The 12,649-nt window shown below is 70.8% G+C and carries 9 protein-coding genes; 5 read left to right on the top strand and 4 right to left on the bottom strand.

The window, feature by feature from the left end:
* Positions 1–1,290, bottom strand: coding sequence for an ABC transporter substrate-binding protein (locus DT073_RS04485; protein WP_124292300.1), 1,290 nt, complete (start codon positions 1,288–1,290; stop codon positions 1–3).
* Between the two features lie 158 nt (positions 1,291–1,448).
* On the opposite strand from DT073_RS04485, the gene DT073_RS04490 reads away from it, so the two are divergent.
* Entirely contained in the window at positions 1,449–2,447 is a 999-nt protein-coding gene (locus DT073_RS04490) for a LacI family DNA-binding transcriptional regulator (RefSeq protein WP_124292301.1), read from the top strand.
* Here DT073_RS04490 and DT073_RS04495 read toward each other — a convergent pair.
* The 3 genes from DT073_RS04495 to DT073_RS04505 form a co-directional block, all read right to left on the bottom strand.
* Positions 2,419–3,651: an ROK family transcriptional regulator gene (locus DT073_RS04495; protein ID WP_124292302.1), complete on the bottom strand. Its 1,233-nt coding sequence runs from the start codon at positions 3,649–3,651 to the stop codon at positions 2,419–2,421. The two genes, DT073_RS04490 and DT073_RS04495, sit on opposite strands and share 29 nt — an antisense overlap.
* Positions 3,652–3,731: 80 nt before the next feature.
* Positions 3,732–7,073: an endo-1,4-beta-xylanase gene (locus tag DT073_RS04500; RefSeq protein WP_124292303.1), complete on the bottom strand. Its 3,342-nt coding sequence runs from the start codon at positions 7,071–7,073 to the stop codon at positions 3,732–3,734.
* Positions 7,074–7,169: 96 nt separating this feature from the next.
* Positions 7,170–8,189, bottom strand: a complete 1,020-nt coding sequence (locus DT073_RS04505) for a LacI family DNA-binding transcriptional regulator (protein WP_124292304.1) — start codon at positions 8,187–8,189, stop codon at positions 7,170–7,172.
* A gap of 116 nt (positions 8,190–8,305) precedes the next feature.
* Between DT073_RS04505 and xylA the strand changes: the two genes are divergently transcribed.
* The 4 genes from xylA (at position 8,306) to DT073_RS15960 (ending at position 12,604) form a co-directional block, all read left to right on the top strand.
* Positions 8,306–9,493: a xylose isomerase gene (gene xylA, locus DT073_RS04510; RefSeq protein WP_124292305.1), complete on the top strand. Its 1,188-nt coding sequence runs from the start codon at positions 8,306–8,308 to the stop codon at positions 9,491–9,493.
* 99 nt (positions 9,494–9,592) lie between these two features.
* Complete coding sequence (gene xylB, locus DT073_RS04515) at positions 9,593–10,891, top strand: xylulokinase (RefSeq protein WP_205783020.1); 1,299 nt, start codon at positions 9,593–9,595, stop codon at positions 10,889–10,891.
* A 68-nt stretch (positions 10,892–10,959) separates the two neighbouring features.
* The gene (locus DT073_RS04520; protein ID WP_124292306.1) at positions 10,960–11,673 is read left to right on the top strand and encodes a GTP pyrophosphokinase; all 714 of its coding nucleotides are present in this window, start codon (positions 10,960–10,962) and stop codon (positions 11,671–11,673) included.
* Between the two features lie 55 nt (positions 11,674–11,728).
* Positions 11,729–12,604 carry a transposase gene (locus DT073_RS15960; protein WP_205783022.1) on the top strand — a complete coding sequence of 292 codons (876 nt, stop codon included), beginning with the start codon at positions 11,729–11,731 and terminating at the stop codon, positions 12,602–12,604.
* Positions 12,605–12,649 lie beyond the last annotated feature (45 nt).

Here is a 12,649-nt window from a genome sequence, read left to right on the forward strand (position 1 = left end):
TCAGCCCTGCGCGCCGGCGGTGTTGACCGACTGGATGAACTGCTCGGGGTCGCTGTTGCCCGCGAGCATGTCGACGACCGCGACGTTCAGTGCGTTGCCGACGTTCTGACCGAGAACCGTGTCGAGCCACTGCGAGACGAACGGGGCGCTGTTGTACGCCTCGAGGATCTGCTGCAGGTAGGGCTCGGTCACCGCTTCCTGCGCCACCGTGTTCACCGGGGGCGACTGGAAGGCCTCGTAGTACAGCTGCTGCTGCTCGGCGCTGGCGACGAAGTTGAGGAAGTCGACGCACTCGTCGGGCGCATCCGCGGCGCACGAGTATCCGTCGACGCCACCCATCATCGACCCGGGCTCACCCTCGCCGCCCTCGATCTCGGGGAACGGGAACCAGGCGAGGTCGGGGAGCGGCTGCTCGTCGGGTGTGAGGGAGGCGATGACACCCGGGTTCCAGGCGCCCATGAGCTCCATCGCGGCCTGGCGGTTGGCCAGGAGTCCCGCCGACGATCCCGCTCCCTGCTGGGCGGGCGTGGTCAGGAAGCCCTCGTTGAAGGGCTCGATCGCGGCGAAGTCCTGAAGGTTCTCGGCGGCGCGGGTCCAGCATTCGTCGCTGAAGTCCTTCGAGTCGCCGGTCTCTTCGATGACCTCGGGGCTGCACTCGCGGAGGGCGAAGAAGTAGTACCAGTGCGCGGCCGGCCACGCGTCCTGCGCACCGAGGGCGATCGGCGCGATGCCGGTGCCCTTCAGCGCCTCGACGGCCGATTCGAGGTCGTCGATCGAGGCGGGGGTCTCCTCGATGCCGGCCGCGGCGAACGCGTCCTCGCTGTACCAGAAGCCACCGGGGAGCACCGACAGCGGCATGGCCCACACCGAGTCCTGGTACGTCTCGGCGGCGAAGGAGCCCTCGGGGATCTCGGCGCGCACGTCGTCGGAGATCAGGTCGGTGAGGTCCTTCAGCTGACCGGCGTTGACCATGTCGGCCATCTTTCCGCCGCCGCGCTGCAGGAAGATGTCCGGCGGGTCGCCGGCGTTCAGCGCCGTCTGGAGCAGGCCGTCGAGGTCTTCGTTCTGCACCGACTGCATCTCGATGGTGACGCCCGGGTTCTCCTCTTCGAACGCGTCGATGGCGTTCTGCCAGAACTCCTGGCCGGGGCCGGTGGTGGAGTTCTGCCAGAGGGTCATCTGCACGCTGCCGTCCGCGGACTCGCCTCCGCCTCCACCGGCGCATGCGCTCAACACGAGCGCGCCGGCGAGCAGTGACACTGCGCCCGCTGTGATTCTGCTGGCTTTCATGTGATTCACCTGTTCTCTTCCTTGAGGTGCACTCTCGGTCCTCGAGGTGCTGCGAATTCCGGGCTGCTGTCGGGACCCGGACGGCGTCCAGTCTTCGTAACCGAAGGAAGTGTGTCAAACGTTTTCGAAAACAGTTTCAATGGCGCTAGCATCCCCCCATGGGATCCCGTCCGACCATCACCGACGTCGCCCGTGCCGCGGGCGTCTCGGCGGCGACGGTGTCGAAAGCCGTGAACGGTCGCTACGGCGTCGCTCCCGACACCGTCGAGCGCGTCCTGCAGGTCGTCGCCGAGCTCGGTTACGAGTCGAGCCTGGTCGCGTCGAGCATGCGATCGCGCAGGACCGGCGTGATCGGGGTGCTCGTTGCCGACTTCGAGCCGTTCAGCGCCGAGATCATGAAGGGCGTCGGGCGTGCCCTTCGCGACACGCATTACGACCTGCTGGCCTACAGCGGCTCGCGTCAGCAGAACGGCGAAGGGTGGGAGCGCCGTTCGCTCAGCCGGCTGAGCGGAACCCTCATCGACGGGGTCATCATGGTCACCCCCACCGTCGTCGGCGCGAGCGCCGAGGTGCCGATCGTCGCCGTCGACCCCCACACCGGTCGAGCCGACCTGCCCACCGTCGAATCCGACAGCTTCGCGGGTGCCCGCGAGGCCACCCGGTACCTGCTCGAACTCGGCCACCGGCGGATCGGCTTCATCGCCGGTCGCCCCGACCTGCGGTCATCCATCCTGCGGGACGCCGGGTACCGTCGTGCGCTGTCGGATGCCGGGGTGGCCTACGACCCGTCGCTGGTGCGGGTCGGGATGTATCAGCCCGACGTCGTGCGCGAGCAGGCCCGCGCGCTGCTGGCGCAGACCCGCCCGCCCACCGCCGTCTTCGCCGCGAACGACCTGTCCGCGCTGGCGGTGATCGACGTGGCCGCAGGGATGGGGCTGCAGATCCCCGACGATCTGTCGGTGATCGGCTTCGACGACATCCCCGAGGCGACGCAGGGGCCGGTGTCGCTGACGACCGTGCGCCAGCCGATGCAGGGACTCGGGGCGACCGCCGCCGGCATGCTCGTCTCGCTGATGAACGGCGAGACGCTCGACGCCACGCACGTGGGGCTCGCGACGCGGTTGGTGGTCAGGGGGACGACGGCGCCGCCGCGATGACCTCGGCGCCGACATCGACCGGCTCGGAGAGCTCCGGAACGCTCGAAGGATCGGCCAGGAGACCGTCGAAGACGACCTCGGCCGCGCCGATGAGCAGACGGTCTTCGGCGAGCGAGGCCAGGCGCAGCTGCAGGTCTTCCGTCGCGGCCGGCATCGCCTGGGCGCGCACGCGGGCGAGAAGGTCGTCGACGTCCACGTCGGCGATGGTCGCCAGGAACCCGCCGAGCACGACCACGGAGGGATTCAGGACGTTCACGGCGTTGGCGAGAGCGGTGGACAGGATGCGGCGCTGCCGCGCGACCTCGGCGGAGACGGCGGCGCGGCTGCCGGGATCGGGCGGATCGGCCAGGGCGGCGGCGAGTGTCGGCTCGTCGGCGGAATCGAGCCCGACGGCCGCGAGGAGTCGCGATCTGCTGACCTCGTCCTCGAGGACGCCGTCGGCGGCGAGCCGGTCTGCGCCGTCGGCGATCCCCGGTCGATTCTGACCGAACTCGCCCGCGTACCCGCCGGAGCCTCCGACGGCGACCCCGCCGACGATGAGTCCGCCGCCGATGCCGCTCGCGCCGCCGTTGAGGTAGACGACGTCGTCGACGCCGCGGGCGGCGCCGAAGAGGTGCTCGGCCATCGCCCCGAGGCTGGCGTCGTTGGCGACCCGGGTGAGCAGGCCGGTCGCCTCGGCGACGAGGTCGCCAAGGGGGACATCGCGCCAGTGCAGGTGGGGGGCGTCGCGGACCAGGCCGTCGGAGGCGCGAACGAGGCCCGGGACGGCCAGGCCGATCCCCACGATCGCGGCATCGGAGAGCACCCCTTCGCGCCACGCCTGCAGCCGTGCTGCGAGGAGGGCGGTGGCCTCCTCGGGAGTCGGCGGCCGGTCGACTTCGTGACGCTCGCGGACGACGGTCGTCTGGTCGAGGCGTACGGCGGCGAGCGTGATCGCGTCGACCTCGGGATTCACGGCGATCGCGACGACACGCGGTGACACCGAGACGATCGGCGACGGCCTTCCCACCCGCCGGGCGGGGTCGGGTGCGCGCTCGGTCACGAGACCGTGGCGCACGAGCTGACCGACGAGATCGGCGATCGTCGAACGATTGAGTCGCGTGGCCTCGGTGAGGCTCGCCCGGGAGAGGGGCCCGGTGCGATGCAACAGCGTCAGGATCGTCGACAGGTTCCGCTGCCGACCGCCGGGCCCGACCAGACTCATCGCTCCAGTGTAGGGAGAAGGGTGCCCCGCGCCCGGACGGACGCGGGGCACCGCAGTGGGGGAGGTGGGGAAGGTGCGCCTCAGCCCTGCATCCGCTCCCGTCGTCGCTGCACGAGGATCGCGCCGGCGAGAAGGGCCAGCAGGCCCGCGAGGCCCAGACCGATCGGCAGACCGCCGCCGGTCGCGGCGAGCGGGTTGCGCGGGTCGTCCGCCGTGCCGCCGCCCGCCCCGCTGGACGCCGGAGGCGTGGTCGGCGTGCCGGGCTCACCGGGTGCACCAGGCTCGGTCGGCGGCGTGGGCTCACCGGGATCGGTGGGCGTGGCGTCGTCCGCGGCGACCAGCTCTCCCACGCCCCAGCGAGCGGTGGACTGGTACCCGGCGCCGGTGGGGTCGGCCCAGTTGCGGATGCCGGTGCGCGCGCCCTCGGAGGCGTCGTTGACCTGGAAGTCCAGACCGTGGAACGTCCCCTCGCCGCCCGAATCGAGCAGGCTGATGCGGGCCTCGACGATGTAGCCGCCGTCGACGGTCGACACCTGCGACTCCACGCGGTTTCGCTGGAACGCCTCGTCACCGGTTCCGAACGACACCGCGCCGGCCGCACTGATGCGGATCTGGGTGTCGTCGTAGCGGTACGAGCCGTTCTTGACGTTGCCGGCGTCGACGTAGATCTCGACCGAGTCCTGGATCCAGGGATCCGAACCGGAGACATCCACCACCGGGTCGGCGACCTCGGCCAGGACGAACAGCGCGTTGTCCTGCCAGAGGGTCCGCACCGACGCCGTGGCACCGTCGGTGCCCTCGACCTGGCGGTCGGTGGTCACGGCGTTCGCCGCTGCCCACGCATCCTCCACGGCGCCGTCGATGGTCGGCGTCTCGGGGGCCTCGACGACCTCGACGAACGACAGCGGCTCGACGAGGGTGAGGTTGCCGAGCTCGCCGGCCGTGTTCCACCCGGCCGTGGCGTCGCCGTCGTCGATGCGCACGTCGAAGCGGACCACGTCACCGACGGCGGCCTCGCCGAGCGGCAGGGCGGTGACGATGAGGTAGCCGGTCTCTGTCTCGGCGACCGACGCGGACACGTCGCCCTCACCGTCTCGGCCGACGACGTACTCCTGGCCGCCCACGGTGAAGCCGACGCCGTCGGCGTCATCCCTCGATCCGTCCGTCACCTCGACGTACGCAGTGAGGGTGCCCGGCTCCCAGCGCAGCTGGAACGCGCCGCTCTGCTCGATCGGCAGCAGAGGAAGGCGCGCCCACTCGGACGCGGTGGTCGCGGCGTCGTCCACCGGGACGGAACCGCCGAACACGAACGCGCTGCGCTGCCGCGCGGGCAGCTCCTCGTCGACGGCACCGAAGTAGGCGGGCTTGCCCTGGTAGGCGTCGTCGAACAGCAGCGGAGCGCCGTTGGCGGAGCGCCAGCTGCGGCCGTCGGTGAGACCCCACACGGTCACGCTGTAAAGCTCGTCGATGTTCTCGCGGAACACCCGGAAGGCGTCACGGTAGTAGTAGCCCTGCTCGATGAGCAGCGCCTCGCTCACCGGAGTCCCGGTGGTGACGTCGAGCTCGGTGACCACCTGGGTCACCGGCAGATCGGCGAACGTCCGGATCGCCTGCTCCAGAGCCGAGACCGGCATCGCCAGGCTCACGTGGAACTGGTGCCCCACCCCGTCGATCGGCACGCCGCGGGCGAGGAGCCGCTCCACGAGTGCGAGGTAGCGCCCCTGCTTGCCCGACTGCTCGGTGTTGTAGTCGTTGATGAAGAGCGTCACCGGTCGGTCGGTGCCGTCGGCGGCGTAGACGTCGTTGAACGCTTCGTCGGCGTACTGGAACGACAGATCGATGAACTCCTCACCGAGGATGCGGTACCACTCGCTGCGACGGAGCCCGTCGGCGTACTCGGAGCCGTCGGAGACGACCTCGTTCACCACGTCCCACGCGTTCAGCGGGTTGGTGCCGCCGAACTCGCCGTACTCGGTGGCCAGCCACTCGGCGACGTTGAAGATGTGCTCGCGGAGGCGATCCCGCAGGATCTGCTTGTCCGCGTCGCTCGTCGTCAGCGGCGAGCCGTCGGCTGCCTGGAAGAAGAACGCCGGCGTCTGGCTGTGCCACACCAGCACGTGGCCGTACACCGCCAGGTCGTTGGCCTCGGCGAAGTCCATCAGCGCGACCGCCTCGGGGTTGGCGCGGAACTGGCCGTTCGCGTCGTACCAGGCCTCGGGCTTCATGTAGTTCTCGCCCGTGATCTGGTCGAAGTGACGCAGCAGCAGCTCCGAGGCGACACCCGTCGTCTCGCGACTGTCGATCGCGACGCCCACCGGCACGTCGAGCGTGTCCTGCAGCGGCGTGAGGTCCTGGATCTCGCCGGGCTCGGGAACGCTCACCTGGATGTCGTCGAAGTACAGGTCGGATGTGTTCGTGCCGTTGTAGTCGGTCTCGAAGTAGAGCAGGCCCGTGTCGAATGCCTGGAGCGGGAAGGATGCCCGCACCTGGGTCCACCCCGAGTTCGTGACGGTCGCGAACTGCGCCAGGGTCGAGAAGGTCGTCGCCCCCTGGTAGTCGCGCTGCAGGCTCAGCCAGACCGGACTCGTCGGCTGACCCTCGCCGAAGCGCACCCAGGCGGTCACCTCGTAGGTGGTGTTTGCCTGGAGCTCGGCGATGTCGTGGCCGAAGCCCGAACCCTGCGAGCTGCGTCCCGTCAGGGCTGCCGCCTGGCTGCCCTGCTGCGCGTCGTCGGTGGTGAGGGCCACCGTCGGAGCGCCGCTGCCGCTGTCGCGCGGACCCCAGCCGCCGAGACCCTCTTCGAAGTCGTTCGAGAGCGCGGTCGGACCGGTCACCGGCGGGGTGCCCGGGTCGGTCGGGTCGGTGGGATCCGTCGGGTCGGTCGGCTCGGTGTCGAGCGCTGTGACGACGAGGTCGTCGACGTAGTACGTGTAGGGCGCGGGCGTCGCGAGCTCGGACGTGCCGATGTAGAGCTGCAGCGTGGTCAGATCGGCCCCTTCGGGCACGGTGTACTCGCCGGTCACGGTCGTCCATGAGGTGGCCGAGATGGTGGTGTTTCCGATCCAGGTGAAGTCGGGCTTCATCACGAAGCGCGCCTGGGTGTCGGGCACGCCCTCGGCGAGCTTCATCCGTGCCGAGACCTCGTACGTCGTTCCGGCCTCGAAGATGCCGGTCGGGCTCTGGATGCCGTCGAAGTCGGCGGTCCTGTCCTGGACCGCCAGCACGCGGCTGCCGTCCACCTCGGGGAAGGCGAGCGTGTTCTCACCTCCTCCGCTCTGACTCCAGCTGCCAGTGCTGGCGTCCTCGAAGTCGATCGAGGCGATCACGGTGTCGGCGGCCGAGGCGGCCGACAGGGGGGCGACGATCAGTGCTGCGGCTGCCAGGACGGCGGCCGCAGCGGATCGGGCGCGATGTCGTCTCACGAATACGCTCCTTTGCGCGGGGGTTTGTCGTGGTCGCAAACCTATGTGCGCGCAGAGCTCGTGAGGGGCTTCCTCATGGAAACGTTACGAAACTTCTCACTTAAGTTTCGATGGGGGCGCGGGTGCCGTGCTCTCCCTCACCACGAGGTGGGTGGCCAGGTCCATCCGCAGCGTCTCGGGGTGCCCGCCCGCACCGAGTCGGAGTGCCAGACGGGTGGCTTCCTCTCCCATGCGGCGCAGCGGCTGATGCACCGTCGTCAGCTGCGGGCTGAACCAGCGCGCGAGCGCGATGTCGTCGTATCCGACGACGGAGAGACCAGCCGGAACCTCGAGTCCCGCACCGCGCGCCGCGGCGATGACCCCGATCGCCTGGAGGTCACTGCCGGCGAAGATCGCCGTGGGTCGGTCGGGGAGTGCGAGCAGTTCCCGGGCCCACGTTTCGCCGCCCGAGGGGTGGAAATCGCCGAAACGCACCCAGCCCGCGTCGACGGGCAGGCCCGCGGCGTTCATCGCCGAGCGGTAGCCGTCGAGGCGGGCGTGCGAGCACATCGCATCGGAGGGGCCGGTGATCGCAGCGATCCGTCGGTGCCCGAGCTCGATCAGGTGGCGGGTCGCCACCAGGCCTCCCGTCCAGTTCGCCGATCCCACCGCGGGTACATCGGCGGCCGGGTCACCGGACGGATCGACGATGACGAACGGGATGCCACGACGCTTGAGCTTGTCGCGATGGGCGGGTGCGAGGTCGGAGAAGACGAGGATGACGGCGGCCGGGCTTCGGCGCAGGACGCCGTCGATCCAGTCGTCGCCGGGGGCATGCCGGTCGCCGCTGAGCGTGAGCACGGTCGACAGGCCCGACTCCGCCGCGACGGTCTCGACGCCGGTGATGAGGTCGGTCGACCAGCTCGGCTCGAGCTCGTGGAGGACAAGCTCGACATACTCGCCCCGACGGTTGCCGGCTCGGCGGGTGTAGCCATGCTCGGCCAAGAGCCGCTCGATCCGCGCCCGGGTCGCCGAGGCGACATCCGTCCGGCCGTTGAGGACTTTGGACATCGTCGCGATCGAGACCCCGGCCTCTTCGGCCAGCTGCGCCAGCGTGACGCGCGTGGTGTCCGTCATGGAACGAGTGTACGGCGAAAGTTTCGAAGCTCGATGGCGGGCTTCGCGCGAGGCTGGACCCGCCGTTGCTCATGGTATAGGTTGTTAACCGCAACATTTTCCCGCGAAGGAGCGCCATGCCCACCCCTACCCGCGCCGACAAGTTCTCGTTCGGCCTCTGGACCATCGGATACAACGGCACCGACCCGTTCGGCGGCCCGACGCGACCCGCGCTGGACGTCGTCCATGCGGTGGAGAAGCTCGCCGAGCTCGGCGCCTACGGACTCACGTTCCACGACGACGATCTCTTCGCCTTCGGCTCGAGCGACAGCGAGCGCCAGACGCAGATCGACCGGCTGAAGGGCGCCCTCGCCGACACCGGCCTCATCGTTCCGATGGTGACCACCAACCTCTTCTCCGCGCCGGTGTTCAAGGACGGGGGCTTCACCTCCAACGACCGCCAGGTGCGGCGCTTCGCCCTGCGCAAGGTGCTCCGCAACATCGACCTGGCCGCTGAGCTCGGCGCGAAGACGTTCGTCATGTGGGGCGGCCGCGAGGGCGCCGAGTACGACGCGGCGAAGGACATCCGTGCCGCCCTGGAGCGCTACCGCGAGGCCGTCAACCTTCTCGGCGACTATGTCACCGACAAGGGCTACGACATCCGCTTCGCCATCGAGCCGAAGCCCAACGAGCCCCGCGGCGACATCCTGCTGCCGACGCTCGGTCACGCCCTCGCGTTCATCGACTCGCTCGAGCGGCCGGAGCTCGTGGGCCTGAACCCCGAGGTCGGCCACGAGCAGATGGCGGGGCTGAACTTCGCCGCCGGCATCGCCCAGGCGCTGTACCACGGCAAGCTCTACCACATCGACCTCAACGGGCAGCGCGGCATCAAGTACGACCAGGACCTCGTGTTCGGTCACGGCGACCTGCACAATGCCTTCGCCCTGGTCGACCTGCTCGAGAACGGCGGCCCCGGCGGGGTGCCCGCCTACGACGGCCCCCGTCACTTCGACTACAAGCCTTCGCGCACCGAGGACGAGACCGGCGTCTGGGACTCGGCTGCTGCGAACATGCGCACCTACCTGCTGCTCAAGGAGCGCGCCGCGGCCTTCCGCGCCGATCCCGAGGTGCAGGAGGCGCTCGAGGCGTCGAAGGTCACCGAGCTCGCCCAGCCCACGCTGAACGCCGGCGAGTCGTACGACGACCTGCTCGGCGACCGCTCGGCGTACGAGGACTTCGACGCGCAGGCCTACCTCGGCGGCCACGGGTTCGGCTTCGTCCGTCTGCAGCAGCTGGCCACCGAGCACCTGCTCGGCGCGCGCTGACCCTCGAAACCCACCTATCCGCGCGAAACCCACCGTGACGCCGTCGGTCTCGACGGCCGCGGTGGGTTTCGGCGGCTCACGCCACACGCAAGGAGAGCCATGGCACTCGTGATGGGGGTCGACTCGTCGACCCAGTCGTGCAAGGTCGTCATCGTCGACACCGCCACGGGCGACGTCGTCCGCCAAGGACGCGCCACGCACCCGGAGGGCACCGAGGTCGACCCGGCCGCCTGGTGGCAGGCCCTGCAGAAGGCGATCGAGGAGGCCGGGGGCCTGAACGACGTCGAGGCGTGGGCCATCGGCGGGCAGCAGCACGGCATGGTGGTGCTCGACGCCGACGGGCGCGTCATCCGTCCGGCCCTGCTGTGGAACGACACCCGTTCGGCGGGCGCCGCCCGCGATCTCATCGCCGAGTTCGGTGCCGACGACCTGGCGCAGCGCTCCGGCCTCGTGCCGGTGGCCTCGTTCACCATCACCAAGCTCCGCTGGCTCCGCGACGCCGAGCCCGCAAACGCCGCGCAGGTCGCCGCGGTCGCCCTCCCGCACGACTGGCTCACCTGGCGGCTGCGCGGGTTCGGGCCCGCGGGCGAGGCCCCGCGTGGTGGGGTTCTCGACGAGCTCGTCACCGACCGATCGGATGCCTCGGGCACCGGGTACTGGGATCCCGAGACCGGCGGCTACGATCATGCGCTCCTCGAAGCCGCGCTCGGGCACGACGCCCGCCTCCCGCGCGTGCTCGGCCCCGACGAGTACGTCGTCGATGCCGACGGGCGGCGCGTGGGCGGCGGAGCCGGCGACAACGCCGGTGCCGCACTCGGCCTCGGCGCGGCCCCGGGCGACGTCGTGATCTCGATCGGCACGAGCGGCACGGTCTTCGCGGTCAGCGACGAGCGCACGATCGACCCGACCGGCACGGTCGCGGGCTTCGCCGACTGCACCGGCCGGTTCCTCCCGCTCGTGGCCACCCTCAACGCCGCGCGCGTGCTCGACGCGATCGCCCGCCTCCTGGGCGTCGATCACGCCGAGCTCAGCCGTCTCGCGCTCGCCGCGGAGCCGGCTGCCGCCGGGCTGACCCTCGTGCCGTACTTCGAGGGCGAGCGCACACCGAACCTGCCCGATGCCACCGCATCGCTCGACGGCATGACCCTCGCCTCCACGACCCGCGAGAACCTCGCGCGCGCCGCGGTGGAGGGGATGCTCGGGGGTCTCGGCGCAGGTCTCGACGCCCTCCGAGGCCTCGGCGTGCCGCTGCAGCGTGCGCTCCTCATCGGCGGCGGCGCCCAGTCCGAAGCGGTGCGCGAGATCGCGCCCCTCGTGCTCGACATGCCCGTCGAGGTGCCGGCGCCCGGTGAGTACGTCGCCCTCGGCGCGGCGCGGCAGGCCGCCGGCATCCTCTGATCTTCGCGCCCTCACGAGCGTCGCAGCTCTCCCAGCGCGCTCAGAGCCGGCGTGCCTAGCGTCGGAGCATGGATCCCGCACCCGACGACGACGACCGCATCTCGGTGAGCCCGGCCGAGATGCGCGCGCTCCGCGACGAGATGCAGCGGTTCCTCCTGGAGTACCGCTTCGGCATGCAGGAGATCGAGACGAAGATCGCCATCCTCCGCGATGAGTTCCTGTACCTGCACGACTACAACCCCATCGAGCATGTCTCGAGCCGGGTGAAGTCGCCCGACAGCATCGTGGACAAGGTGGCGCGCAAGGGCATCGATCCCGAGTTCGCCGCGGTCCGCGAGCACATCACCGACATCGCGGGCGTCCGCATCACCTGCAGCTTCGTCACCGACGCCTACCGGCTGTTCGACCTGTTGACGCGCCAGGACGACGTGACGGTGCGCACCGTGAAGGACTACATCACCGACCCCAAGCCGAACGGCTACAAGAGCCTTCACGCGATCGTGGAGGTGCCGGTGTTCCTCTCCACCGGTCGTGTCACCGTGCCGGTGGAGGTGCAGTTCCGCACCATCGCCATGGATTTCTGGGCGAGCCTCGAGCACAAGATCTACTACAAGTACGACCGGCAGGTTCCCGAGGGACTGATCGAGAGTCTGAGGGATGCCGCCGACACCGCGGCCGAGCTCGACGCCCGCATGGAGCGGCTGCACCGTGAGCTGCACGCGCCGGCCGTCCCGCCCGCCGAGCCGGCACCGGTGCCACGCCGGGGCGCGCTGGCGGTCTGACGCCGCGCGACAACCCCGCCCGGTCGGCGTGAGCGGCACGGGGCAGAATGGGGCGATGGCCGGTGGTGCGGGCGACGAGAACGGCGGCGACGCCGGCGAGCTCGATGCCGTCGCCGCCGAGCTCTACGCCCTACGCCCCGACGAGTTCACCGTCGCACGCAACGCCCGCGCCCAGGCCGCGTCGCGGGCGCTCGGCACCCGCATCCGCGCCCTCCGCAAGCCCGCGGCCTCCGCCTGGGCGGTCGACCTGCTGGCCCGCGAGGGCCTCCTCGCCGAGGTGCTCGAACTCGCCGCGGCGCTGCGCGAAGCGCAGGACGACCTCGACGCGCGGGAGCTGCAGCGCCTCGGCCGGGAGCGCCGCGCTCTGGTCCAGGCGCTCACCCGCCAGGCGGTGTCGCTCGCCGCAGATCAGGGCGTGACGGTGAGTGCGGCCGCGCGCGACGACGTCGCCGCGACGATCACCGCCGCTCTCCTCGACCCGCTCGCCGGTGCGGCGGTCGCGACCGGGCGCCTCATCCGGCCCCTCGAGGCGACCGGCGTCGATCCGGTCGACCTGTCCGAGGCCGTGGGCGGCAGCATCCCCGGGGTTCCCGACGCTCCGGCTCGCCCGGCTCGCACGGATGATCTCGCCGCGCGCCGGGCCCGCAAGGCCGCCGAGCAGGCGGTGCGCGCAGCGGAGCGCGGCGCGAGTGACGCCGAGCGTGAGCTCGCCCGGGCCGCCGCCGTGCTCGCCACAGCGACGGAACGTGCCGAGCACCTCTCCGACCGGGTGGAGGAACTGCGTGCGCAGCTTGCGCGCGTGGAGAAGGATGCTCGCGCCGCCGCCGACGCGCGGACGGCGGCCGAGGGCGCGCGCGCCGCCGCCGCCGAGCGGGTCGACGTCGCGCGCCGCACCCTCGAAACCGCCCGCGAGGCCCTTCCCCCGGAATGATCGCCGCTCTGCGCTGACTCGCGACCCGCCGCTCGCTACGCTGAG

The sequence above is a fragment of the Microbacterium sp. ABRD28 genome (genome assembly GCF_003850245.1).
In the GTDB taxonomy this organism is placed as follows: Bacteria; Actinomycetota; Actinomycetes; order Actinomycetales; family Microbacteriaceae; genus Microbacterium.

Excerpts from the sequence above, each read along its gene's own strand:
- DT073_RS04485 (WP_124292300.1), bottom strand. The coding sequence starts at position 1,290 with ATGAAAGCCAGCAGAATCACAGCGGGCGCAGTGTCACTGCTCGCCGGC.
- DT073_RS04490 (WP_124292301.1), top strand. The coding sequence starts at position 1,449 with ATGGGATCCCGTCCGACCATCACCGACGTCGCCCGTGCCGCGGGCGTC.
- DT073_RS04495 (WP_124292302.1), bottom strand. The coding sequence starts at position 3,651 with ATGAGTCTGGTCGGGCCCGGCGGTCGGCAGCGGAACCTGTCGACGATC.
- DT073_RS04505 (WP_124292304.1), bottom strand. The coding sequence starts at position 8,189 with ATGACGGACACCACGCGCGTCACGCTGGCGCAGCTGGCCGAAGAGGCC.
- xylA (WP_124292305.1), top strand. The coding sequence starts at position 8,306 with ATGCCCACCCCTACCCGCGCCGACAAGTTCTCGTTCGGCCTCTGGACC.
- xylB (WP_205783020.1), top strand. The coding sequence starts at position 9,593 with ATGGCACTCGTGATGGGGGTCGACTCGTCGACCCAGTCGTGCAAGGTC.
- DT073_RS04520 (WP_124292306.1), top strand. The coding sequence starts at position 10,960 with ATGGATCCCGCACCCGACGACGACGACCGCATCTCGGTGAGCCCGGCC.
- DT073_RS15960 (WP_205783022.1), top strand. The coding sequence starts at position 11,729 with ATGGCCGGTGGTGCGGGCGACGAGAACGGCGGCGACGCCGGCGAGCTC.